Raw genomic sequence first — 24,169 nt, forward strand, 5'->3', positions numbered from 1 at the left:
TTCCAGAATGCCCTTTGGCCAGGAGTCGCTCTGCCGGATGGCGATCCTCACCCAGCGGGACGACGGCCCGTCCTCTCGCCGGCCGGGCCGGGCCCACCGCTGATCACCCGTCCTTCGCCACCGGGCGGGCCGTGCGCACCGCGTCGCCGATGCCGTGTGGCCGGGCGCGCCGGGGCCGCATTCCCGCTGCCGGGTCCGCGGCCATCTCGCGGAGCAGCGAGGCCGCCAGGATCAGCATCACCACCACGAACGGCAACGCCACCACGATCGTCGCCTGCTGCAACGCCTGCAGCCCGCCGGCCAGCAGCAGCGCCGCGGCCACCGCGCCCATCAGCACCCCCCACATCACCACCAGCAGCCGGCGGGGCCGCAGCGCGCCGCCCGAGGAGAGCGAGGCCAGCACCAGCGAGGCGGAATCCGCGCTGGTGATGAAGTAGAGGCCGACCAGCACCATGGCGAGCGCACTCGTCATCCCGGCCAGCGGCATCGCGTCGAGGAGCCCGAAGAGCGCGTACTCGGCGCCCTCGCGCACGTCGGCGATGAGATCGGCGGAGCCGGTGGCCTGGGCGCGCAGCGCGCTGCCACCCATGATCGAGAACCAGATCGCGCTGGCGCCGCTCGGCACGAGCAGCACCCCGACGACGAACTGCCGCACGGTACGTCCCCGGGAGATCCGGGCGATGAACGTGCCCACGAACGGCGCCCAGGAGATCCACCAAGCCCAGTAGAACAGCGTCCACGCGCCCATCCACTCCGGGTCCGAGAACGCCCCGGTCCGGGTCGACATCACCAGCAGGCTGTCCAGATAGTCGCCGACCGCCGCGGGCAGCACCTCCAGGACGTACACCGTCGGTCCGACCACGAACACGAAGAGCGCCAGCAGCCCGGCCAGTACCAGGTTGATCGACGACAGCCACTTCACGCCGCGGTCCAGGCCGGAGAACGCCGATGCCACGAAGGCCGCGGTCAGCGCGGCGATAATGATCAATTCAAGGGTACGGGTGTCCGGCACCCCGGCGACGATGCCCAGTCCCGCCGCCACCTGCAACGCGCCCAGACCCAGGCTGGTCGCCGACCCGAACACGGTCGCGAAGATCGCCAAGAGGTCGACGAGCGCGCCCGCCGGCCCGTCGGCGCGATTCCCGAGCAGCGGATGGAACGCCGCCGATAGCCGGTTCGGCCGGCCCCGCCGGAACGTCGAGTAGGCGAGCGCCAGCCCGGCCACCGCGTAGATCGCCCACGGGTGCAGGGTCCAGTGGAAGAGTGTGTACTGCATCGCCACCGAGCCGGCCCGATCGGTGCCGCCGAGCGCGCCGGACGCCGGTGGCGGTGACGCGTAGTGCTGAATGGGCTCTGCGACCGCGTAGAAGACCAGGCCGATGCCCATGCCGGCGCTGAACATCATGGCGACCCAGGCGAGGGTGGTGAACTCCGGCTCCTCGTCGTCGGCGCCGAGCCGGATCCGGCCGAACCGGCCCGCCGCGATCACCACGGCGAGCACCAGGAACACGTCGGCGGCCAGTACGAAGAACCAGCCGAACGTACCGATGGTCCAGCTCAGCGCGGCGTCACCGGCGCGGGCCACCGAGTCGGGCGCCAGCACCGCCCAGAGGACGATCGCCAGCACTCCGCCCGTCCCGGCAGCCACCATCGTGCGATCGGTACGGACCTCCGCCACGCCGTCAGTCTTGCAGCGAAAAGATCGATCAGAGGCCGCTTTACCTATGTCACCACCTGTTTCAGCGGCGGCGGCGGGCCACCCGGCGAGCGGTACGCCGGCTCGTGCGCCGGGCCACCCTGCGTGAAGCGAACATCGTCTCTCCTCCTCTGAACTCTCGGGTCAGCCGGCTTTTCCGGCGGTCTCCAGGTCGTGCAGCTCCTTGGCCTCCTCGGCCGCGATCAGGCCGATGCCGACCAGGTCGAGCGGGCTGATGAAACCGTCGGCGAGCCGGAAGCCGCCGGCCCGGAAGATCGCGTCCCGCAGCGGCACGGCCCAGTGGTGCTCGATCAGGAGCAGTGCGGCGGCGGTGTCGTTCGGGATCTCCGCGAGGACGTCCCACTCCTGCTGGTCGAAGACCCGGACACCGTCCTCGGCGGCGAGCTCGCCGCCCTTCTCGAAGCCGGCCTCGGCGCCTTCCTCGCCTTCGAAGCCGAGCCCGATCAGGGCGCCGATCTTGCTGCCGATCTCGACGGCCTCCTCCGGGGTGAGGTTGCTCAGATGCTCGGCTTCCAGCTCGCCCTCGGGGGTCTTGTAGACGGCGAGCGCGTCGATCACCCGTACGGTGTCGCTCTTCTTCAAGCGCTCGAGTTCGGCGATGATCTCGCCGTGGAAGTTCGGGTGTTTGAAGCCCAGTACCAGCAGCTGGACGGGACCGATGGCCATAGGAACTCCTCCATGTGACAGTCCGGGCGTCGGGTTGCCCTCCTGCTGATGCTGCGGGCCGCGATCCGTCCTGTCCTCATCCGGCGGGGGTGAGCGGCCGCCGGTGCCTCTGTTCGCTCGCAGTGAACGCCGGAAGATCGGAGCCATCGCCATAGTTGACCCGGTCATGGTTGAGCCGCGTGTGCTCAACTCCTCGGAGGTTCCGGTGACCAGCAAACGACTCCCCGTTCTGTTCCTCGACGACATCGTCCTGCTCCCGGGCATGGCGGCGCCGGTCGAGCTGGATGAGAAGGCCCAGGCCGCGGTGGACGCCGCGCGCACCTCGGCCGGCTCCGAGCTGCTGATCGCCCCGCGGCTGGAGGACCGTTACGCCTCGTACGGCGTGGTGGCCACCGTCGAGCAGGTCGGCAAGTTCCGTGGCGGCACACCCGCCGCCGTCCTCCGTACCGGTGTGCGTGCCAAGATCGGCAGCGGCGTGACCGGCCCCGGCGCGGCGCTGTGGGTCGAGGCCGAGCCGGTTCCGGTGAGCAAGCCCAGCGCGGCCACCCGCGAGCTGGCCGCCGAATACAAGAAGCTGGTCGTCTCGGTGCTCCAGCGCCGGGAGGCCTGGCAGGTGATCGACTCGGTCAGCGCCATCGACGACCCCGGTGACCTGGCCGACACCGCGGGCTGGGCGCCGTACCTGTCCAGCGACCGCAAGCGGGAACTGCTGGAGACCCCGGACGTCGAGGCCCGGCTGCGGCTGCTGATCGACTGGACCCGCGACTTCCTCGCCGAGTCCGAGGTCAGCGAGAAGATCGAGCACGACGTCCGCGAGTCGGTCGAGAAGCGCAACCGCGAGTACCTGCTCCGCGAGCAGCTCAAGGCGATCCGCAAGGAGCTCGGCGAGGGCGAGGCCGACGACAAGGACGACTACCGGGCGCGGGTGGAGGCGGCCGACCTCCCCGACGCGGTCCGCGAGGCGGCGCTGCGCGAGGTGGAGAAGCTCGAGCGCGCCGGCGACCAGAACCCCGAGGCCGGCTGGATCCGCAGCTGGCTCGACACCGTGCTGGACCTGCCCTGGGCCGTCCGCACCACCGACAGCACCGACCTCGAGGCCGCCCGCGCGGTGCTCGACACCGACCACCACGGCCTGGACGAGGTCAAGGAGCGCATCGTCGAGTACCTCGGCGTCCGCGCCCGCCGCGAGTCGCGCGGCCTGACCACCGTCGGCGGGCGGGGATCGGGTGCGGTGATCCTGCTGGCCGGCCCACCCGGTGTCGGCAAGACCTCGCTCGGCGAGTCGGTCGCGAAGACCCTGAGCCGCAAGTTCGTCCGGGTCGCGCTCGGCGGCGTCCGTGACGAGGCCGAGATCCGCGGCCACCGCCGGACCTACGTCGGCGCGCTGCCCGGCCGCATCGTGCGCGCCATCCGGGAGGCGGGCACGATGAACCCGGTCGTCCTGCTGGACGAGGTCGACAAGGTCGGCAGCGACTACCGCGGCGACCCGGCCGCGGCGCTGCTCGAGGTGCTGGACCCGGCGCAGAACCACACGTTCCGCGACCACTACCTGGACCTCGACCTCGACCTGTCGGACGTGCTGTTCATCGCGACCGCGAACACCCTCGAGACGATCCCGCAGGCGCTGTTCGACCGGATGGAACTGATCACGATCGACGGCTACACCGCGAACGACAAGGTCGCCATCGCCCGGGACTTCCTGCTGCCCCGCCAGATCGAACGGGCCGCCCTCTCCCCCGGCGAGGTGACCGTCACCGAGGACGCCCTGCGTCTCATCGCCGCCGATTACACCCGGGAGGCAGGGGTACGGTCCTTCGAACGTCTCCTGGCAAAGGCTCTCCGCAAGGTCGCCCTGGGCACGCTCCCCGCCACGGTCGACGCCGCCGATCTCAAGGACCTGATCGGACGGCCGAGGTTCACCCCGGACGCGGCCGAGCGCACCGCCGTCCCCGGCGTGTCCACCGGCCTGGCGGTGACCGGCATGGGCGGCGACGTCCTCTACATCGAGGCGTCCCTGCTCCCCGGTGACAAGGGCGGTCTCTCGGTCACCGGCCAGCTCGGCGACGTGATGAAGGAGTCCGCGCAGATCGCCATCTCCTACGTCCGGGCGCACGCCGGCGAGCTCGGCATCTCGCCGGAGCAGCTCGACCACCCGATCCACCTGCACGTGCCGGCGGGCGCTGTGCCGAAGGACGGGCCGTCGGCGGGCGTCACGATGACCACCGCCCTGGTGTCGCTGCTGCTCGGCCGTACCGTGCGCGCCGAGGTCGGGATGACCGGCGAGGTCTCGCTGACCGGCCGGGTCCTGCCGATCGGCGGTGTGAAGCAGAAGCTGCTGGCCGCACAGCGGGCCGGACTCACCGAGGTGTACCTGCCGCAGCGCAACGAGCCCGACCTGGACGACGTGCCCGCCGACGTGCTCGACGCGCTGACCGTGCACATCGTCTCCGACGTCCGGGAGATCCTGGACACCGCTCTGGACGACGTGCTGGTCGCAGCCTGACACGGTGGGCCGGGGCCGCCGCGGCGGCCCCGGCCCTTGGTGATGGATCAGTTGCAGGTGGCGCCGTTCAGCGTGAAGCCGGTCGGCGCCGCGGCGTTACCGGTGTGGCCGGCCTGGTAGCCGATGCTCACCGACCCGCCCGCCGGGATCGCGCCGTTGTAGCTGGCGTTGGTCGCGGTCACCGTGCCGCTGGACGGGGAGTAGGTCGCGCTCCAGCCCGACGTGATGGCCTGTCCACCGGCGAGGGTGAAGGTCAGCCGCCAGCCGTTGATCGCGGTACTGCCGGTGTTGGCGATCGTGATGCTGTTGGTCAGGCCGGTGTTCCAGGCGTTGACCGCGCTGGTGACCCGGCAGGTGCCCGGGCTTGTCGACGGCGAGGTGCTCGGTGACGGGGACGCGCTCGCGGACGGAGACGTGCTCGCTGACGGTGAGCTGGACGGCTGGGTGCCCACCGCGCTCATGATGGCGTTCACGATGCCCGGCTGGGTCACCGCGCCCGAGCTGCGGTCGAAGAGGCCGAAGCCGTGCTGCCCGTTCCAGCCGTTGTCCCAGTAGGCGGTGGCGGCGCCGTACTTCTTGGCGGCGGTCACCACGGCCCGCGCGTAGTCCGCGCGGTACCGGTTGCTGGCCGAGTCGTACGTGGTCTTGTCGATCGAGCCGTACTCACCGACGAACACCGGGTAGCCGCGCGTGACGAAGGTGTCGTGCATCTTCTTCATCTGCCCGTCAAGGAAGTCCTCCTGGCCCCAGACCGACTTCTTCGCCGGGTTCGTCGCGCCGGCGCCCCACTGGGTGATCGTGCCGTCCTCGGTGCCGGTGAAGTCCCACGGGTCGTAGTAGTGCACCGAGATCATCAGCCGCTGCTCGGCGGCGGGGATCGTGGTGGACCGGTACTGGTCGGTCGGAATCACGAAACCGTAGTTGCCCGCCGTGTAGTCGATGTTTGTGTTCCAGCCGGGGACCAGCAGCCATCGGGAGGCGTTCACTCCACCGGTACGGCGTACCGTGTCCACGAAGATCTGGTTGTAGGCGTTGATGTTGGAATAGCACGGCTGGGTGGGATTTCCGTACTGCCCGTCGAAGTTCTCGTTCATGGACTCGAAGATCAGGTGCTCGTCGTAGCTCTGGAACCGGATCGCGACCTGCTGCCACACCTTCTGGTACTTCTCCCGGATCGCGGTCTGCGACGACGCGTCACAGATCAGCCAGGAGCCGGAGACGGTCTTGTAGCCGTCGCCGTGCATGTTGATCAGCACGTAGAGGCCGCGGCTGTGGGCGTAGTCGACGACCTCCTTGATCCGGTTCAGCCAGGCCGCGTTGACGGTGTAGTCCGGGGCGGCGCCGATGTGCCCGAGGTAGGAGACCGGGATCCGGATCGTCCGGAATCCGGCGGCCCGCACCTTGTCGATGAAGGCCTGGGTCACCACCGGGTTGCCCCAGGCGGTCTCGCCGGGGATGCCGTTGACGCTGGCTTCGAGCGTGTTGCCGAGGTTCCACCCGGCCCCCATGTCGGCGACCAGCTGCGGGGCGGTGAGCTCGGCGGTGACGTCGGCCGACGCCGGCCTCGTCACGCCGTAGACGGCTCCGGTGACGGCCAGGGCCGCGGCGAGGAACACCAGCCAGGCCTTCCGTAATCTCGAACTCATGGGACGGTCCTTCCGGGGACGGCGATGGCGGCGTTGATGGGGGAAGCCGCCGGGAGCGCTCCCATAATCGCAAACCGTCGATCCCTTGTCACCGGGCCCGGCTGGTGGAACGCCTCATCCGCCACCGCCCGTGCTCCGTCCGGGAACCTGAGCCGGCGGCCGCCTCACCGCGCTTCGGCGCGCTCCGGCTCCACGTCCTCGTCGCCGGCCAGCAGCGGAACCAGCTTCGGATACCACCCCGGATGCTCCCGGACCAGGTGATTCAGCGCCGGACTCTGGCGCATGACGAAGGACGCATAGTCGAACCAGTCCTCATAGGCCCCGGTGGCCTGGATCTCCCTGGTGTGATAGAGCCCCACCTCGAGGACGTCGCCCAGCATCTCCCCCACGGTCAGAACCTGCCACCTCAGTTCGTCCGGTGCGGCCGGCAAGGCCTTGCCCTCGTAGAAGAACGGTCGCAGGGCGGGCTTGTCGAGGATCGTCCGGAGCACGCCGCCCGTTCGCATTCCTGGTCGTGCGACCGCAGCCCGCAACGACGCCGAGCGATGCCGCAACCACCGGCGCAGACTCCAGAGGCAGGACCATGATGGGAGTCATCCGGACCGGCACGTCGACAGTGCCGCTACTCAAGGATCTATACCGCCGATGAACGCCAGCCCGATGCCGGCCGCTGAAGTAGACGTCACCCTGGACGTGGTCCGCCGGCTCGTCCGTGAACAGATGCCCGATCTGGCCGGCCGTCACCTTCGGATGCTCGCGCACGGCTGGGACAACGTCATGGTGAGTATCGGTGACGATCTCGTAGCGCGACTGCCCAGACGGGCGGTCGCCGTGGAGCTGCTGTTGCACGAGCAACGTTGGCTACCGGACCTGGCGCCGCGGCTCCCCTTGCCGATTCCGGTACCGGTCCGTGTCGGCCGGCCCGGTCACGGCTATCCGTGGCCATGGAGCCTGGTTTCGCACCTGCCGGGCGACATCGCCGCTCGCACCCCACCGGCCGACCACGGCCACTCAGCCGTGACCTTGGCGAGATTCCTGGCGGCTCTGCATGTCCCCGCACCGCTCACCGCACCACGAAACCCGGTACGTGGGGTTCCCCTGCACCGTCGAGCCGCTGCGCTCGCCGAGAATGTGGACCGGCTCGGCACCACGGTCGACGGCCACCTCGTGACCCGCATGTTCCGGGCTGCGGTCACAGCGGTTACGTGGGCCCGGCCCCCGGTCTGGTTGCACGGCGATCTGCATCCCGCGAACATTCTCGTCGACGGCGGCCTGCTCAGCGCCGTCATCGACTTCGGCGACATCACCGCCGGCGACCCGGCCACCGACCTGGCCGTCTGCTGGATGCTCCTACCGCCTGACAGCCACCGCACGTTCGTCTCCGCCTACGCCGCCGCGAGCCGGCATCCGGCCGACGAAGGACTGTGGATCCGTGCACGTGCCTGGGCCCTCGTGCTGTCGACCGCGCTTCTCGCTCGCTCCGCCGACAACCCTCAGATGGCGGCCATCGGCCGGCGCACGCTCGACGCGGTGCTCGACAGCGACAGTTGACCCTGCCGCTCAGCGGCGCCCCGCCCTATGTGTCGCCGGCCCGGCGGATGCCGGCGGCCGTGGAAGTGCCACCATGCGGCTCATCCACGGCCGGCGAGCGGCTCGTCAGGCGTGGGCGTACGCGCCCGCCTCGATGTCCTCGGTCAGCGTGGGGCCGGTGGGCTTCCAGTCGAACGTGGTCCGGGTGATCTCGCTGGACGCGATCATGTCCGTACCGAAGAACTGCCCGAGGAACCCGAAGTGCTCCGCCTCCACCGGCCGGACCGGCAGGTTCAGGGACCGGCCGATCGCCTCGGCGATCTCCCGGCTGGGCACCGCCTCCTCGGCGACGGCGTGCAGGCGAGTGCCAGCCGGCGCCCGCTCCAGACCGATCCGGATCAGCCGGGCGGCGTCGTCGACGTGCACCGCGGACCAGGCCGTGAGGCCGTCACCGAGGTAGCCCGCCACCCCGGTGCGCCGGGCCGTCGCCACCAGCTGGGCGACGAACCCGTGGTCGCCGGTGCCGTGCACGGTCGGCGCGAACCGTGCCGCGATCGCACGCACCCCCTTGTCCAGCGCCAGGTTCTCGGCTCCGCCGCGCGGCGCGTCCGGCCCGCTGAACGGTGACGCATCGGTCTCGGTGAGGGGCCGCCCGGACGGCAGGGCCGCGAGGCCGGAGGCGAACAGGAACGGCCGGTCGGTGCCGGCCAGAGCGTCGGTCAGGGTGTCGACCGCGGTCCGCTCGGCCCGGTTGGACTCGGCCGGGTTGGCCCAGTCGTGCTTGTTGGCCAGGTGGACGACCGCGTCGGCTCCGGACGCGCCGCGCCGCAACGCGTCCAGGTCGTCGAGGTCTCCGCGGAGCACCGCGGCGCCTCTGGCCTGCAGGGCCGCTGCGGCGGCATCGGTCCGGGCCAGGCCGACCACCTCGTGATCCGCGCTCAGCAACTCGCCGACGGCGTGCGAGCCGATCCATCCACTGGCTCCGGTGACGAACACGCGCATGGCGTGACCTCCTCAGTAATGTCATGTACTGACATCACAGTACCTCCTGATGTCACCTTCTGACATCACTATGATGAGGATCATGGCGAGATGGCAGGCCGGCGCACCCGACCGCCTCAAGGAGGCGGCCCTCACCCTCTTCCAGACCAGGGGGTACGACGGGACCACCGTCGCCGAGATCGCCGCAGCCGCAGGCGTCACCGAGCGCACCTTCTTCCGCCACTTCGCCGACAAGCGCGAGGTCCTGTTCGCCGACCAGAACTCGTTCGAGGGCGTCTTCCTGGCAGCGCTGCCACCGTCCGGCACGAGCCCGATGCGGCTCGTCGCCGCGGTCCTCGACGGCGCTGCCACGCTGTTCGGTGAGGACCGCCGGGCGTGGTCCCGCGCCCGTCAGTCGATCATCGCGGCCAACGCCGCCCTCCAGGAGCGCGAGCTGCTCAAACTGTCACTCCTGGCGGTGTCGCTGACCCGGGCGCTGACCGAGCGCGGCATCGACCCGATCAGCGCGGCGCTGGCCGCGGAGACAGCGGTGACGGTTTTCCGCACCGCCTTCGCGGCCTGGATCGCCGACGGCGAGGACCGGCCGTTCGCCGAGGTCCAGGCCGAGGTGCTGCGCCGCCTGCAAGCCCTGCTCTGACCGTCGCCGCAGGGACCGACGAAGCCCCACCATCCGCGCAGCCCGAGGCCGGCCACTTCCGCAGGAGCCTTGACGGCGCCGCGCGGCACCGTGGCCTTACCGGCCCCTGCGAGGTGGCGGTCCAAACCCTTCAGGCATTGGTTGCCCGGAGTTGGTGCGGCATGCGCCAGCCGGCGGCCAGGCGCGACGAGGACACGTTGTCGCCACCGCCGAAGAACTCACAGAACTTCATGATGAGCGGATCCCAGCGCATCGGGTCGACGTAGTGGGTTCCCGGGACCAGCAGGTCCTCCTCGACATGCGCCCGGATCACGGTGACCTGGAACGCCGTGGCGTGCGGTTCGGGTACGCCGAATGGATGAGCCGCAGCCACTTCGCACTCCAGTTGGATCGGGCACTCGGCGACCCGCGGTGCCGCGACGATCTCGCCGGCCTGCTCGGTCAGTCCGGCGGTCGCGAACTTGTCGCCGTCGTACCGGTACCCGATCGCCGCCTTGTGGGCGGGGACGACCGGTGCTGCCGTGGTCAACGCGAGCCGGTCCACCGCGCCCGCCAGCGACGACGGCGCCAGGTTCAGCACGCACCGGCGCTCACGCAGCAAGTTGGCGGTGGTCTGCGCGCTGTTGCCCAGGCCCAGCATGCAGCTCTGCCCCAACCACCACGCCGACGACATCGGAGCGAGGTTGGGGGTGCCATCGGGGTTGCGGGAGCCGATGAGCACGACCGGGGTTCCGAAGTACAGGACTTTCAAGTCGACAGCGACATGCATGACGCTGATCATGCCCAGCAGCGGAGGAAGCCGCTGGCGGTAATCGGACGCGGCACTGCTACCGGCGAATCCGCCACAGCGGATACCCGCGCCCGGATCTACCGGCCCGCGCCGCTCTCCCGTTCCACGACCTTCTCCTCGCCGGAACGGGGATGCGGCACCGCGGTGGGAGCCTCGACCTCCGGCATCGCCGGGGAGCCGGACGGGAGACGGGGGTCGAGCAGGCGCATCACCGTGGCGATCAGGGCCGCCAGCAGGACCACGGCGCCCAGGTTCACCAGGACCGTGGGGTAGCCGAGCTCGGTGACGTCCGCGAACGGGTAGGGGTACCAGTCTGTCGCTGCGCCGTGGGCGAGGGTGTAGGTGATCCATGCGGCCGGCCACAACGCCGCCCAGGCCAGGGTTCGGCCGTCTATGCGGGGGCGGGGGCCGAACAGGAGCCAGCCGAGGAGGGCGGTCCACGGCGCCACGTAGTGGAAGCCGAAGTCGGCGAGCCAGGCGGCGCCGTACAGCTCGACCTGGCCGGCCAGGATGGTGCTGTAGACCAGGCCGGTGATGACGATGCCGAGCAGCGCGTCGAGGCGGATCACGCGCCAGAGGCGGCCGTCGCGGTGCGGGTTCAGGGCCAGGGCCGCGGTGGCGGCGAGCAGCAGCAGGTTGCTCTGGATGGTGAAGTAGCTGAACAGGCGGATGAACCTGGTCAGCGCCGGCTCCGGGTCGACCGGGCCGGCGTGCGGCGCGGTGTCGGTGGCGGTCAGGGTGAGCTGGATGATCAGCGAGACACCGACGATGCCGGCCAGGGCGCCGTGGTACACACGTGACTTCATACATCCCCCGGATCGGTGATCTTCGCGCCGGGACTGTACTCCGTTCAGCTCCGGGCGGGTAGCCGCACCTCTACCCGCAGGCCGGGGTGGGCGTCGCCCAGGGTGACCGATCCGCCGTGCCGGCGGACCAGCTCCTGGACGATCGCGAGGCCGAGCCCGGAGCCGCCGGCGTCGCGGGCGCGGGCGTCGTCGAGGCGGGCGAACCGCTGGAAGACCCGTTCCCGCTCGGCCTCCGGGATGCCGGGGCCGTCGTCGGTCACCACGAGCAGCCGGTCCGGGCCGTCGGCCGCCGCGGTCACCGTGACCCGGTCCCGCTTGTGCCGCACCGCGTTGTCGATCAGGTTGGCGAGGACGCGGGCCAGCGCGTCCGGCTCGGCGCGCAGCGGCAGCGGCTCCGCCGGGTCCCGGTAGTCCACGCCGGGGAACCGGGCGGCGACCTCGCCGGCGAACTGCGCCAGGTCGATCTCCTCGACCCGGGCGGTGAGCGCGCGGGTCGAGCCGTCGTCCTGGCGGGCCAGCAGCAGCAGGTCGTCGACGAGCCGGGACAGCCGCTGCACGTCGGCGAGCAGGTCGTCGGTGAGCGCCGGCCAGTCGGTGTCGTCCGGCAGGTGCTGCGCCACCTCCAGCTCGGTGCGCATGTTGGTGAGCGGGCTGCGCAGCTCGTGGGCGGCGTCCGCGACGAACGCGCGCTGGCGGGCCCGGGACGCGTCGAGGCGGTGCAGCATGTCGTTGAGGGTGACCGCGAGCCGGTGCACCTCGTCGCGGGAGTCGGGCACCGGCAGGCGGCCCGCCCGGGTGCCGCCGGTGATCTCCTCGGCGCCGGCCCGGAGCGCGTCGACCGGCCGCAGCGCGGCGCCGAGCGCCCGCCACAGCCCGGCGGCGAGCAGCACCACCAGCAGCGGGAACAGGATCACCAGGGTGATCCGGAGCAGGTGCACGCTCTGCCGCAGCTCGTCGGTCGAGCGGGCGACGAGCACGGTGAGCGGGTCGGTGGGCGGGCCGGCGCTGACCTTCACGACGCGGGCCTCACCGTCGAAGCCGATCCGGTTGCCGGGGATCGTCATGCCGTTGCCGTCGGGCAGGTCGCGCAGCTCCTCCGGGTAGAGGATGGGGACGAGGCGGTCGGCGGTCGCGGACACCGACCGTACCCTCCCGTCGTCGTCGATGACCTGGACCTGAACGCCCGGGGTGACCGGGATCGGGTTTGTCAGCGACCCCTGGTCGACCAGGCGTTTCACGCCGCGCGCGGTCTCCAGGGTCTCGATGTGGACGGCCCGGTTCTGGGCGAAGCCGAGAGCGGCGACGAGCAGCACGCCGCCGACCGCCAGGCCGATCGTCAGACCGGCCGCGGAGACCAGGAGCAGCCGGGCCCGCAGGCTCAGCTCATTCGGCCGGCGCATCGAATCCGGCGGGCGCGGGGGAACCGACCGGGGCGCCGGAACCGGCTGGTGCGTCGGCGCCGGCCTGGGCCAGGCGGTATCCGGCACCGCGGACCGTCTCCAGGCGGTCCCGGCCGATCTTGCGGCGCAGGTAGCCGACGTAGACCTCGACCGCGTTCGGCGCGGTGTCCAGCGCGGCGTCCCAGACGTGGTCGAGCAGCTCGGTCTTGGAGACCACCTGGCCGGGGCGGCGCATCAGGTACTCCAGGAGCGCGAACTCGCGGGCGGTCAGGGTCACCTCGGCGCCGGCCACCAGCACGCGGCGCTCGGCCGGGTCCAGCTCCACGTCGCCGAAGGCGAGGACCACCGGGCGGGCCTGCGCGCCGCGGCGCAGCAGGGCTCGCAGGCGGGCGAGCAGGACGACGTACGAGAAGGGCTTCGTCAGGTAGTCGTCGGCGCCGCAGTCGAGGCCGTCGGCCTGGTCGTACTCGCCGTCCTTCGCCGACAGCATGAGCACCGGCAGCCAGTGCCGCTCGGCGCGCAGCTGCCGCACCACCCGGTACCCGGAGAGGCGGGGCAGCATCACGTCGAGGATCATCGCGTCGTACCCGCCGTGGCGGGCCATCTCCAGGCCGTCCTGCCCGTCGGCGGCCACGTCGACCGCGAATCCCTCGGCCTGCAGGCCCCGCCGCAGCGCGGCAGCAAGCCGGGCCTCGTCCTCCACCACCAGCAACCGCACCCCCACACCTTGGCATGCGACGGCGGTCAGACGTGAGCAGCTCTCAGCTGAATCACAGTCAGTTGCTGGGCCGGGGACCGCTCGGCGGCGCGCCGCCGGGACCGCCGGAGCCCATCGGGGCACCGCTCGGCGCGCCGTCCCCGCTCAGCTGGCCGCCGGTGGGCGTGGTCGTGGTGTCCACCCCGACCTCGAGGGAGACCGTGAAACCGCTCGTCACGTCGCCGCTGACCGTCGCGAGCTGACTGGCGCCGGAGTCGTCGCCGAACACGTTGTCGTCGTCCAGCGTGACCTGCGCCAGGTTGGTGACCGAGTCTTCGTACCCCGTGGTGGCGTAGACCGTGTCGCACGTGGTCTTGGGGAGCGCCACCTGCGAGGTCGCGATCGCGTTCGCCGCGTCGGTGATGTCCGCCTGGCTCGGGTAGACCTCGAAGTGGACGTGCGGCCAGCGCCCGGAGTAGCAGGCCGGGAAGATGCTGGTGAACGTCACCTCTCCGGCGGTGTCGGCGACCTGCACCCCGCGCAGGTAGTTCTCGTCGGTGATGCCCTCGGAGTAGAGCGAGTACTCACCGGCCCGGTTGCAGTGCCAGACGTAGACCGCGACGCCGGCGAACGCGGCGCCGTCGTTCGCCAGGTCCTTGAGGCTCAGGGTCAGCGTCATCGGGACGCCCTCGGCGGTGGTCGTGGAGTCCCCGAAACTGGACCTGATGTCGCTGCGCACGATGCCGCTCTCGGTCAGCACGTTCGGCCCGTTCGAGCCGTCACCGGGGTACGGCCCGGCCGTCTCGTCCGGGATCTCGCCGACCGTGTTCGTCTCCGAGGTGGCCGTCGTCGGAGTGTCATCACCGTCGCTGTCCCCGCAAGCGCTCAGCCCGAGCGCCACCGCGCCGAGTCCGAGCGCCCTCAGGACCTGCCGCCGCTGCGCCATCGTGCCGAGGTCGAAGATCAAACCCTGGTCCACCAGGTCTTCCTCCGGCCGGGGCAGCGAGCGCCCCTGATACGTACCCATGAAAGCCTCTCGTCTTTTTGCCCCTTAAACGCCTATTTCAAACTATCTGACCGACCAGGAAGGGGCGTCCCTTACGGGGCTTTCTCAGCCTCGTCACAGCGGTGCCGTAGCACGATGATGAGCAGAGATGGGGAGGTGGACATCGTGTCCGTGTTCAGGTCAAGGCCGGCGTTGCGCTGGCTCGTTCCGTCGGCCGCCGCGGTTGCGGTCATCGGGGGCGGCGCGGCGGCCGGAACAATCGTGGCGAGCGCCGACCCGGCCCTGCCGGATCGCTCCGCCGCGCAGTTGCTGGTGGATCTGCAGGGCGCCGACCCGGCAGGTTTCTCCGGCACGGTCGTGCAGAGCACCGATCTGGGACTGCCCGGCGTCGCCGGCCTGCTGAAGAACGTCGAGGGTGGCGGCCTCACCAGCCTGGTGTCCGGGAGCAACACGGCCCGCGTCTGGTACGCGAGCGACGACAAGGTACGGCTCGCCCTGCTCGGCACCGACGGCGAGACCGACGTGATCCGCAACGCCGGCGACGTGTGGATCTGGAAGAGCAGCGACAACACCGGCACGCACGTCACGCTGCCGGAGGACATCGCGGAGAAGGCCGCCGCGGAGAAGAAGGCGCTGCCGACCGGCGTGCCGTCGACTCCGCAGGAGGCCGCCGACGCCGCCCTCGCGGCGATCGACGGCACCACCAAGGTCACCACGACCGGCGCCGCCGAGGTGGCCGGGCGCGACGCGTACGAGCTGGTGCTCAGCCCCAAGGACGCCAACTCGCTGATCGGGCAGGTCCGGCTCGCGATCGACGCGGCCGAGCACATCCCGCTGCGGGTCGACGTCTACGCCAAGAACGCCACGAAGCCCGCCGTGCGGGTGGCGTTCGAGCAGGTCAGCTTCACGGTGCCGGATGCGCAGCAGTTCACCTTCAACCCGCCGCCGGGCGCGAAGGTGGAAGAGGTCAAGCCGTCCTCCGACGAGCTGGAGCAGCACGCCAAGCAGGACGTCACCAAGCCCGCTGACGTGGCGGGCTCGGAGAACATCAAGATGATCGGCCAGGGCTGGACGTCGATCCTGTCCGCCAAGCTGCCCGACGACGCGCCCTCGCTGGAGAGCGCGGCAGCCGAGGCCGGCAAGCAGGGCGGCCAGCAGGGCGAGGCGGTCGCCGGCCTGCTGGAGACGCTGCCGAAGGTGAGCGGTGACTGGGGCAGCGGCCGGCTGCTCAGCGGCTCGCTCTTCACGGTGCTGCTCACGGATGACGGCCGGGTCTTCGCCGGCGCGGTCACCCCGGAGGCGCTCTACGCGGTCGCCTGACCGATTCAGCACACCTCGATCGAGCCCCGTCGCATCCCGCGGCGGGGCTCGTCGCGTCAGCGCAGGAGCCGCCTGACCGCCGCCAGGTCCTCCTCCGGCACACCGGCGTCGCGCAGATAGGCCGCGACGCCACCATGGCGGCGGCCGGCGTGCGTCAGCGTCGCGCGCATCGCGGCGGCCTCGGTTGCGGGGGTACGGGCGAAATCCTCCGCGATCGTCTCGGGGTCCACGCGGGCGAGCCCGAGCAGGAGCGCCACCAGCACGCCGGTCCGGTCCCGGCCGCCACGGCAGTGCACCACCACCCCGCCGGGCGGGGCGGCCGCGATCACCCGGAACGCGCGGGCGATCCGCTCGGCGTTGTGGTCGAGCATCGGCGCGTAGGTGTCGTCCGGCGGGTCGTACCCCATCGGGTCGGCGAGCAGCGGGACGTTGCGGTACGCGGGATCACCGGCGAACGGGCTCGGGTCGGCCGCGCACTCGCGGGGCCAGCGGAGGTCCAGGATCAGCGCCAGGCCGAGGTCGCGCAGCGCGGTCACCGAGGCGGGCGTGAGCAGCCCGAGGCTGTCCGAGCGGATCAGCGCCCCGGCACGGATCGCGCCGCCGTCAGCGGTCGGTGTGCCACCGAGATCGCGGGCGTTGCTGCAGTCCGGCCAGTCGAGCTTCATGGCGGCCAGCGTAGGCGACGCCGGCGGGGCGGCCGGGCTCTTCGTCGCCGTGCCCGGGGCCGCCGTGCCCCCGGTTGCCGCGCCCGGGGTTGCCGCGCCCCTGGCTGTCGTGCCCCGGCTCGTCCTGCTCGTCGCTGACCTGCTTGTCGCCGGCGCTGTGGTGATCGCCGGCCGGCCTGCGCGGGGCCGGGATGAAGGCGCGGGGGTCACGGGTCATGGGCGGGACCGGGGTGACGGCGGGACGGTGCCGGCGGAGCAGGGCGTAGGCGGCAGCGGTCAGCAGCCCTCCGGCGACGGCGTCGAGCCAGTAGTGGTTGCCGGTCGCCACGATCACCAGCAGGGTGATCGCCGGGTGGAGCAGCCACAGCGCCCGGCGCCGGCCACCGATCGCGGCCATCAGGGCGACGGCCACCACCAGGGCCCAGCCGAAGTGCAGGGACGGCATCGCGGCGTACTGGTTGGAGAGGTGGTCGGTCTCCGGGTTGCCGTAGACGGCCGGGCCGAACAGGTGGCCCAGGTCGAGCATGCCGGTCTCGCCGAGCATCCGCGGCGGCGCGAGCGGGATCACGAAGTGCACCAGCAGCGCGGACCCGGTGAGCAGGGTCAGCACGTTGCGGGTCCAGCGGTAGTGCGCGGGCCGGTACAGGTAGAGCCAGATCAGGGTGGCCGCGGTGGCCGGGAAGTGGACGTACGCGTAGTAGCTGTTGGCGGCCTCGACCAGGGCGTGCCAGTCGAGCAGCGCGCGCTGCACGGTCAGCTCGCTCGGCAGGTGCAGCCAGCGCTCGACGTCCCAGACCGCCCGGGCGTTGCGGAACGCCTCGTCGACGTGGCCGTCGGCGGCCAGCCGGCCCACCTTGTAGACCATGAACAGGGCGGCTACCAGGGATAATTCGCGTAGGGCCGAGAGGATGCCGGAGCGGGCCACGGCGGGGCGACGTTCAACGGCAAGGCTGTGGTCGACGGCTTGCTCGGTCACGGCTGGCTCCCGATCGGATCGTCCGGTGCAGTGCCCGGCGCGAGTGGGGTGGGGTTCGGCACCCGGACGCCGGTGGCGCGCGGGTGACGGCCGATCAAGCAGAGCCTGAATTCGCCATGACAGTTCCCCCGGTCATCAACGCAGGGTGAAAGCATCCGGCGATCTTGCAGCTTGTGCAAGATTTAACGGCGTAATAGTGATGTAACGCGCATCGGAAACACGCCTGTTACATCCGGTCGGCCCTGCCGGTGGTGAGCAGGACCGCCGCGGTGACGAGCGCGAGCGCCGGCAGCGGAGCGCGGGCGCTCACCCCGTACCCCAGGAGGAGCGCGACCGTCGCGACTGCCGCGACCCACCCGGTGCGCACCGCGCGGCGCGTCCGGACCGGCAGCAGCGTCAGGCAGCGCCACGGCAGCAGCCCCGCCGGAACCAGCACCCGCAGGCCGAAACCGATCATCACGAGGGCCACCGTGACGGCGGCCGCGCGGGCGGCGAGCAGCCAGGACGGCCAGAGCAGCGCGCAGCCGGTCAGAAGCAGGACCAGCGGGACCCCGGCGGCGAGACCCCGGCGGAACCCGCCGAGCAGGCCGCGGATCGGCCAGGTCAGCGCGGTGACGTCGAGCTTGTCCGGATGGTCGGCGGCCAGTTCACGCAGGCCGCGCAGCGACGAGCGCACCCGGAGACGTTCCGCGTCGAGCAGGGCGATCAGCCAGCGGCCGTCCGGGTTGCCGGGATCCTCGGCCAGGGCCGCTGCCACCGCTGCCCGGGCCGCCCCGCGGTGGCCGGCGTGCCGCTCGATCTCGGCGAGGGTGAGCAGGTCGGCGACCGAACGGGGGTCCAGGGACAGGGCCCGCCGGGCGGCCTCGCGGGCCCCATCGACGTCGCGGCGGGCCGACAGGACACGGGCCAGGACCCGGTACGCCGGTGGGTGCGCCGGGTCGAGGCGGACCGCTTCCCGTGCCTCCCGGAGAGCCTCGGCGGTACGGGCCTCGCCGGACTCGGGGTGCTCGGCCGGCTCGGGCGGGAGCGTCAGCAGGCACTCGGCTCGTTCGATGTGGGTGCCGGACAGGTGGGGCGCCGCCGCCACCGCCGCGTCCGCCGCCGCCAGGGCCTCGGTGCGCCGGCCCTGCAGGCGCAGCAGGCCGGCCAGCAGCGCCAGCAGCTCCGGGTCCGCGGGAAGCTGGACGAGGCCGCGGCGGACCTCGGTCTCGGCGTCGGAGAGCCGGTTCACCCCGGCCAGCGCCCGCGCCCGCGAGGCGGCCGTCACCGCGGCAGCGCGCGCGGCGCCGGGCCGCTCGCCGATGTCACCAGATCGCGTGCTCGTCCCGCCGGACCATGCCCTCTGCCGTGAGCGAGCGCTCTCACCTGACCTTGCGCTTCTTCAGGTACGCCGCCAGGTCGTCGTACTCGCCGCTCTCGTTGGCGAACATCGCCACGTTGCGGGCGGTCGCGAACCACGCGTCGGTCGACGGGCGCACCTCGCGGGCGGCGGCCATCATGTCCGCCTGGCCGATCATCCGGATCTCGCCGGACGCGATCGAGTCGCGCATCGCGTACTCCGCGGCGGTCTCGCACAGGTGCGCCAGGTCCGCGCCGGAGTAGTGCTCGGTGGCCGCCGCGACCTGCTCCAGGTCGATGCCGGCGACCGGCCGGTCACGCAGGTGGAACTCACAAATCGCGGCGCGGGCCGGGCGGTCCGGCGGCAGCACCAGCACGGTGCGGTCCAGGCGTCCCGGCCGCCGCAGCGCGGCGTCGACGTCCCACGGCGCGTTCGTGGCCGCCAGGACGAACACCCCGTCGTTGCCGCCCTGGACCCCGTCCAGCTCGGTGAGCAGCTGGTTCACCACGGTCCGCATCGACGACTGGAGCTGGCTGCGCTTGTGGCCGAGCGCGTCGATCTCGTCCAGGAAGAGAACGCACGGCGCGTGGCCGCGCGCCGACTCGAACAGGTCGTGCAGGTTCTTCTCCGAGCTGCCGACCCACATGTTCAGCACGTCGGTGATGCTCAGCGAGATGAACGCCGCGCCCATCTCACCGGCGACCGCGCGGGCCAGGAACGTCTTGCCGCAGCCGGGCGGGCCGTAGAGCAGCAGGCCGCCGCGGAGGCTCTTGCCGAACAGCGTCCGCAGTTTCGGGTTGCGCAGCGGGCCGAGGAAGGAGACCTCGAGGCGCTTCTTCACGTCCGCCATGCCGCCGACGTCGGCGAGGGTGATCGTGGCGCTCTCCACGTCGAAGATGCGGTCCTGGTGCCCCTGGATCGGGTCCGGCTCGCCGGTGCGAGTGAACCGGGGCGGGACGACGTCGCCGAACTGCTGCTCCATGGCCGACCAGTCGACGCCGGTGGGCTGCTGCACCGGCGGGGACTGTGCCGGCTGAGGCTGTGCCGGCTGAGGCTGTGCCGGCTCGGACGGTCCGGCCGGCTGCGGGGCCGGACTCGGCGGCGACGGGGTTCCGAGCGCCCGGCCCATCAGCTGCTGGGCGGTGACGTTGCCCGGCTCGCGGGCGAGCACCTGAGCGGCGTGCCCGATCGCCTCCGCGCCGCGGTCCGCCGCCACCAGCAGCTCGGCCAGGTGCAGGCGCAGCGGGAGGTCGTCGGGGCGGGCCTGCACCGCGGCGGTGAGGCTGTCGATCAAGGGGTCGCTCATGACAGGCGATTATGCCCCGGCCGGGTGAGGCGGTGCCCGGTACTGCCCCGGACCGGCGTAGCGAGGACGGCTCGGTGAGGCCGGTCACGGGGAAGGGACGTACCCATGAAAAAAGACCGCCCGGGAAAGGGCGGTCTTTCCTCAGCGGTTTCTAGCCCGGCCGGCGATATCCCGCGATGGGGCCGCGGTCGATCGTCGCCATCCGCACGTGGTCGCCCGTGTGCGGCGCGTGCACCACCTTGCCGCCGCCGATGTAGATGGCGACGTGGTGCACATCGGAGTAGTAGAAGACCAGGTCACCCGGCTTCAACTCGCTCCGGCTGACCGGCGTGGTCGAGCCGTACTGGTCTTTCGTGTAGTGCTCGAGGTGCACACCCACAGCCGCCCACGCCTCCTGCGTCAGGCCCGAGCAGTCGTAACTGTTCGGACCGTTGGAGCCGAAGACGTAGGGTTTGCCGATCAGGTCGCACGCCCGCTGGGCCGCGCGACCGCCCTTGTCGTTGGTGTAGGTGACCGGGCAGGGGCCGGTGCGCAGCGCGCCGTCGTCGACGTTCGCCTTGCCGTAGGCCGCGATCCGGAGCTCCTGGAGCTCCTTGATCTCTTTCTCGATCGCCTTCTTCTTCGACGCCAGGTCCTTGTCCCGGGCGCCGATCTCGTCGGCGAGCTGATCCACCTTCGCCTTGTCACCCGCGTACTTGTCGCGGAGCTGCGCCACGTGCTCGATCGACTCGGTCTGGTGCTGGGCGAGCTGGTCGAGCAGCGCGAGCTTCTCGGTCAGCGACGTCGGCGAACCACTGATGACCATCGCGTTGAACGCGTTCGGCGGGCCCTGCATGTACGCGTCCACGGCCATGCCCCGGACCTGGGCCATGGCGACATCCACCTTCACCTGCAGTGGCTTGAGCGTCTTCGCAAGCGTTGTCTGCTGCTTGCGCAGCTTCTTCAGCTTGGTGTGCACCGAGTTGTACTCCTCGATGACGGGCTCGAGATTGTTCCACTGCTCGTCGATCTTCTTCTCGACGCTTGCCGGCGTGGGCTCGGCATGGGCAACGGCGGGACCAGTGAGAACGATTCCGGCCGCGGCCATTACGCAGAGCAAACCGCGTAAGAGGCCTTTCCGTTTCACTTAGGTGCGTTGTCCTTTCTTCCCATCGAAACCGCCGACCGGGTTAGCTGACGGGTTCGGGCGGGAAGCTGCCCGGCCGCCCGGAAAGGAGCGGCTTCACCCCGGGACTACCTGGGTCCCCGGCACGCCTCGTCCCGCGATCGGGGCCTCGGCGTTTAGGCGGCGGAACGGCAGATCGGCCGGGTGGACGATTGGGGGGCTACCGAACCGGGGACCACCGTACCGGGCACGGAACGCCGAAGAAAAGGTCGCCCGCGTGGCGAAACCGTGCGCACCATTCCCCTTACGCAGCGTGGCTAAAATGGCCACGCATTGATCGCTCTCCCGAGCCAGGGCACCACCAAGATCACTGTGGGTAGCACCAAGAGGCCCGCCGCCGCGGCGCTCGCGGCGATCGTCAGCGACCGGCTCTCCGGCAGATCGAGGCGCGCCACGCGACGCCGCCGGGTCTCCCCCGCCGCCCCCTCGGCGAGCGGCAGCGCGTCGGCGAGACGACCCAGCGCGGCCCGCAGCGGCGCCGGCCCGGTGCGGCGCCGCGCGGCATCGTCGGCCACCATCTCCAGCAGCAGGTGTACGGCGTCGAGCGGCACCCGGCTGCGCAGCAGTTTCGGGACCGCCTGATAGAAGGCGGTGAACGACTCCATCACCAGCTCGTGCCGGTGTCGCAGGTGAGCGCGCTCGTGCGCCAGCACCGCGTCCACCTGCTCGCGGTCGAGGACCTGCAGCACCGCGTCGCTGAGCACCACACGCGGCTCGCGGCCGGGCACGCAGTACGCCATCGGCAGCGCGCCGTCGAGGATCCGCACCTCGCCGCCCTTGATGTCGTCGCGGCGCTCCACCCGGTCCAGCAGGTCCACCAGGGTCCGGTGCCGGTCACGCCGGGCGCGGGCCCGGGAGGTCACCTTGGCGAGCGAGATGAGCAGCCGGATCACGATGGTCGCGGCGATGGCGAGCGACAGGACGAGCGCGACCACGGTCTCCGGGTGACGCGCGCCGGCCGCGCGGGTCACCTCCTCCGGGGCGGCGAGCACCACCCCGAGCGCGCAGAGCACCGAGGTCAGGGTGAGCGCCTGCCAGAGCAGGACGCCGGCGACGGGGGCCCGGTCGGGCCACGCCGCCTTCGCCAGGATGCCCGGCACGATCAGCGAGAGGGTCAGACCGAGCCCGCCGAGCAGGAGCGCGGTCACGGTTTCCGGTCGGCTGCCGCTTTGAGCGCCGCGGCCAGGGCCTCCGGCGGGAGCTGGCCCATGAAGTACGCCAGGGCGGCGTCCCGGTCCGGGGTGGCGCTGAGCGCGTCGAACATCAGGCCGGCGGTCATCTCCTCGCGGGTCTGCGCCGGGGCGTAGCGGTAGGCGCGGTCCGCTTTCTGCTGGGTGACCAGGCCTTTCTTGGCGAGCCGGTCGAGCACGGTCATCACCGTCGTGTACGCCAGGTCGCGGTCCCGGCTGAGCAGCTCGTGCACCTGGCGGACGGTCAGCGGCTCGCGGGCGTCCCAGAGCTTCGTCATCACCTCGCGCTCGAGGTCCCCCATAGCCATGCTTCGAGCTTACCCCCTCCTACTTCAGCTTGTCGTACTACGCGACGTAGTATCTACTACGAAGCGTCGTACTACGTTGGGGGAACCCGTGGACGTGCTTGACCTGACCCGGCTGCAGTTCGCGGTCGTCACGATCTACCACTACCTGTTCGTGCCGCTGTCGATCTGCCTCGCGGCGACCGCGGCCGGGCTGCAGCTCGCCTGGATGCGGACGTCGCGGGAGAAATACCTGCACCTGACGAAGTTCGTCGGCAAGCTGCTGATCGCCACCTTCGCCGTCGGCGTGGTCACCGGCCTGGTCCAGGAGTTCCAGTTCGGGCTCGGCTGGAGCGCGTTCGCCCGCTTCTACGGCGACGTCTTCGGCCCCACCCTCGCCATCGAGGGGATGCTCGCGTTCTTCCTGGAGGCGACGTTCCTGGCGCTCTGGTACTTCGGCTGGGACCGGCTGCCGCGCCGCCTGCACGCCGCCACGATCGTCATCGTCGCGGTGGGGACGCTGCTGTCGGCGTACATCATCCTGGCCGCCAACTCGTTCATGCAGAACCCGGTGGCGTACGCCCTGGACCCCTCCACCGGGCGGGCACACCTGACCAGCTTCACCGAGCTGCTCACCAACGAGGTCGTGCTTGCCGCGTTCCCGCACACCATGGCCGGCGCCGCGATGGCCGGCGGCGGGCTGCTGCTCGCCATCGGGGTGTGGCGTCTCCCGGCGGACCGCGCGTTCGCGACCCTCTCCCGGCTCGGTGCCTGGATCATGCTGGTCGGCGGGCTCGGGACGGTGATCAGCGGTGACCACCTCGGCAAGGTGATGACGGCCGTGCAGCCGATGAAGATGGCGGCCGCGGAGGCGCTCTACGAGACGACCACCGGCGCGCCGTTCTCCATCTTCGCGATCGGGGAGCTCGGGCACGACCGGCCGTTCTTCAGCATCGAGGTGCCGAAGCTGCTCTCCTTCCTCGGCACCGGCTCGTTCAACGGGACTGTCCAGGGCATCGACGACCTGCAGGCCGCGTACGTCGCGCAGTACGGGCCGGGCAGCTACGTGCCGATGATCCCGGTGGCGTTCTGGACATTCCGGCTGATGATGGGCGCGGGCATCCTGGCGATGGCGGTGGCCGCGTTCCACCTCTGGTCCTTCTACGCGTTCCGGGTCCGCTTCCTGCCCGCGTTCCTGCAGCCGGGACGCGGCACGCCGGCCCTGATGCGGCGCTTCATCTGGCTCGCGCCGCTGCTGCCCGCAGCCGCCAACACGTTCGGCTGGATCTTCACCGAGACCGCCCGGCAGCCCTGGCTCGCCTTCGGCATCTCCAAGGTCTCCGACGGCATCTCGCCCGGGCTGACCAGCGCCGAGGTGATCGCCTCGCTGGCCGGATTCACGCTCGTCTACGGACTGCTGGCGATCGTCTGGTGGCGGCTGGTCGTGCACCTGTCGCGGAAACCGCTCGCACCGGACAAGATCGAGTCGTCATCCGACCGGGAACCGGCTCCGGCCTACTAGGA

General features: G+C 71.2%; 22 protein-coding genes and 1 riboswitch. Of the genes, 5 read left to right on the forward strand and 17 right to left on the reverse strand.

What is annotated here, in order from left to right:
- Positions 1–103 precede the first annotated feature (103 nt).
- Both AMIS_RS24495 and AMIS_RS24500 read right to left on the reverse strand, forming a co-directional pair.
- Entirely contained in the window at positions 104–1,651 is a 1,548-nt protein-coding gene (locus AMIS_RS24495) for a BCCT family transporter (RefSeq protein WP_051042555.1), read from the reverse strand.
- 189 nt (positions 1,652–1,840) lie between these two features.
- Positions 1,841–2,383: a hypothetical protein gene (locus AMIS_RS24500; protein WP_014445093.1), complete on the reverse strand. Its 543-nt coding sequence runs from the start codon at positions 2,381–2,383 to the stop codon at positions 1,841–1,843.
- Positions 2,384–2,549: 166 nt separating this feature from the next.
- On the opposite strand from AMIS_RS24500, the gene lon reads away from it, so the two are divergent.
- Complete coding sequence (lon, locus tag AMIS_RS24505; RefSeq protein WP_014445094.1) at positions 2,550–4,886, forward strand: endopeptidase La; 2,337 nt, start codon at positions 2,550–2,552, stop codon at positions 4,884–4,886.
- A 47-nt stretch (positions 4,887–4,933) separates the two neighbouring features.
- Here the strand turns inward: lon and AMIS_RS24510 are convergent, their stop codons facing one another.
- Together AMIS_RS24510 and AMIS_RS24515 are read right to left on the reverse strand one after the other, a co-directional pair.
- On the reverse strand, positions 4,934–6,532 hold the full coding sequence (locus AMIS_RS24510; RefSeq protein ID WP_014445095.1) for a cellulase family glycosylhydrolase: 1,599 nt from the start codon (positions 6,530–6,532) through the stop codon (positions 4,934–4,936).
- A 164-nt stretch (positions 6,533–6,696) separates the two neighbouring features.
- Complete coding sequence (locus tag AMIS_RS24515; RefSeq protein WP_157435038.1) at positions 6,697–7,023, reverse strand: hypothetical protein; 327 nt, start codon at positions 7,021–7,023, stop codon at positions 6,697–6,699.
- Positions 7,024–7,177: 154 nt separating this feature from the next.
- On the opposite strand from AMIS_RS24515, the gene AMIS_RS24520 reads away from it, so the two are divergent.
- Positions 7,178–8,083 (forward strand): aminoglycoside phosphotransferase family protein, encoded by a 906-nt coding sequence (locus AMIS_RS24520; protein ID WP_014445097.1) that lies wholly within the window; start codon positions 7,178–7,180, stop codon positions 8,081–8,083.
- A 105-nt stretch (positions 8,084–8,188) separates the two neighbouring features.
- Here AMIS_RS24520 and AMIS_RS24525 read toward each other — a convergent pair whose 3' ends face one another.
- Positions 8,189–9,064, reverse strand: a complete 876-nt coding sequence (locus tag AMIS_RS24525; RefSeq protein WP_041830036.1) for an SDR family oxidoreductase — start codon at positions 9,062–9,064, stop codon at positions 8,189–8,191.
- A gap of 82 nt (positions 9,065–9,146) precedes the next feature.
- Between AMIS_RS24525 and AMIS_RS24530 the strand changes: the two genes are divergently transcribed.
- Positions 9,147–9,701: a TetR/AcrR family transcriptional regulator gene (locus AMIS_RS24530; RefSeq protein ID WP_014445099.1), complete on the forward strand. Its 555-nt coding sequence runs from the start codon at positions 9,147–9,149 to the stop codon at positions 9,699–9,701.
- A gap of 130 nt (positions 9,702–9,831) precedes the next feature.
- Here AMIS_RS24530 and AMIS_RS24535 read toward each other — a convergent pair whose 3' ends face one another.
- The 5 genes from AMIS_RS24535 to AMIS_RS24555 form a co-directional block, all read right to left on the reverse strand.
- The gene (locus AMIS_RS24535) at positions 9,832–10,470 is read right to left on the reverse strand and encodes a flavin reductase family protein (protein ID WP_041831240.1); all 639 of its coding nucleotides are present in this window, start codon (positions 10,468–10,470) and stop codon (positions 9,832–9,834) included.
- Positions 10,471–10,568: 98 nt separating this feature from the next.
- Complete coding sequence (locus AMIS_RS24540) at positions 10,569–11,297, reverse strand: Pr6Pr family membrane protein (RefSeq protein WP_014445101.1); 729 nt, start codon at positions 11,295–11,297, stop codon at positions 10,569–10,571.
- Between the two features lie 44 nt (positions 11,298–11,341).
- A complete protein-coding gene (locus tag AMIS_RS24545; protein ID WP_014445102.1) occupies positions 11,342–12,697 on the reverse strand; it encodes a sensor histidine kinase in 1,356 nt (451 codons plus the stop codon).
- Positions 12,681–13,415 carry a response regulator transcription factor gene (locus tag AMIS_RS24550; protein ID WP_172666622.1) on the reverse strand — a complete coding sequence of 245 codons (735 nt, stop codon included), beginning with the start codon at positions 13,413–13,415 and terminating at the stop codon, positions 12,681–12,683. Before AMIS_RS24550 ends, AMIS_RS24545 begins: the two co-directional genes overlap by 17 nt.
- 58 nt (positions 13,416–13,473) lie before the next feature.
- On the reverse strand, positions 13,474–14,421 hold the full coding sequence (locus tag AMIS_RS24555; RefSeq protein WP_014445104.1) for an intradiol ring-cleavage dioxygenase: 948 nt from the start codon (positions 14,419–14,421) through the stop codon (positions 13,474–13,476).
- Between the two features lie 144 nt (positions 14,422–14,565).
- On the opposite strand from AMIS_RS24555, the gene AMIS_RS24560 reads away from it, so the two are divergent.
- Positions 14,566–15,720 (forward strand): LolA family protein, encoded by a 1,155-nt coding sequence (locus tag AMIS_RS24560; protein WP_041831243.1) that lies wholly within the window; start codon positions 14,566–14,568, stop codon positions 15,718–15,720.
- 56 nt (positions 15,721–15,776) lie between these two features.
- Here AMIS_RS24560 and AMIS_RS24565 read toward each other — a convergent pair whose 3' ends face one another.
- From AMIS_RS24565 to AMIS_RS24595, 7 genes are all read right to left on the reverse strand, one after another.
- Positions 15,777–16,385 (reverse strand): tyrosine-protein phosphatase, encoded by a 609-nt coding sequence (locus AMIS_RS24565; protein WP_041830037.1) that lies wholly within the window; start codon positions 16,383–16,385, stop codon positions 15,777–15,779.
- Positions 16,324–17,361 (reverse strand): phosphatase PAP2 family protein, encoded by a 1,038-nt coding sequence (locus AMIS_RS24570; protein WP_014445107.1) that lies wholly within the window; start codon positions 17,359–17,361, stop codon positions 16,324–16,326. Before AMIS_RS24570 ends, AMIS_RS24565 begins: the two co-directional genes overlap by 62 nt.
- Positions 17,362–17,587: 226 nt before the next feature.
- On the reverse strand, positions 17,588–18,628 hold the full coding sequence (locus AMIS_RS24575; RefSeq protein WP_014445108.1) for a tetratricopeptide repeat protein: 1,041 nt from the start codon (positions 18,626–18,628) through the stop codon (positions 17,588–17,590).
- A 94-nt stretch (positions 18,629–18,722) separates the two neighbouring features.
- Positions 18,723–20,006 (reverse strand): AAA family ATPase, encoded by a 1,284-nt coding sequence (locus tag AMIS_RS24580; RefSeq protein ID WP_014445109.1) that lies wholly within the window; start codon positions 20,004–20,006, stop codon positions 18,723–18,725.
- Positions 20,007–20,157: 151 nt separating this feature from the next.
- Positions 20,158–21,093, reverse strand: coding sequence for a C40 family peptidase (locus AMIS_RS24585; protein ID WP_014445110.1), 936 nt, complete (start codon positions 21,091–21,093; stop codon positions 20,158–20,160).
- 56 nt (positions 21,094–21,149) lie between these two features.
- Positions 21,150–21,296: riboswitch (cyclic di-AMP (ydaO/yuaA leader) on the reverse strand.
- A 132-nt stretch (positions 21,297–21,428) separates the two neighbouring features.
- On the reverse strand, positions 21,429–22,319 hold the full coding sequence (locus tag AMIS_RS24590) for a M56 family metallopeptidase (protein WP_014445111.1): 891 nt from the start codon (positions 22,317–22,319) through the stop codon (positions 21,429–21,431).
- Complete coding sequence (locus AMIS_RS24595) at positions 22,316–22,669, reverse strand: BlaI/MecI/CopY family transcriptional regulator (RefSeq protein WP_014445112.1); 354 nt, start codon at positions 22,667–22,669, stop codon at positions 22,316–22,318. Before AMIS_RS24595 ends, AMIS_RS24590 begins: the two co-directional genes overlap by 4 nt.
- 88 nt (positions 22,670–22,757) lie before the next feature.
- On the opposite strand from AMIS_RS24595, the gene AMIS_RS24600 reads away from it, so the two are divergent.
- Positions 22,758–24,167, forward strand: coding sequence for a cytochrome ubiquinol oxidase subunit I (locus AMIS_RS24600; protein ID WP_014445113.1), 1,410 nt, complete (start codon positions 22,758–22,760; stop codon positions 24,165–24,167).
- The last annotated feature ends 2 nt before the right edge of the window (positions 24,168–24,169 follow it).

This window comes from Actinoplanes missouriensis 431, assembly GCF_000284295.1.
Classification (GTDB): domain Bacteria; phylum Actinomycetota; class Actinomycetes; order Mycobacteriales; family Micromonosporaceae; genus Actinoplanes; species Actinoplanes missouriensis.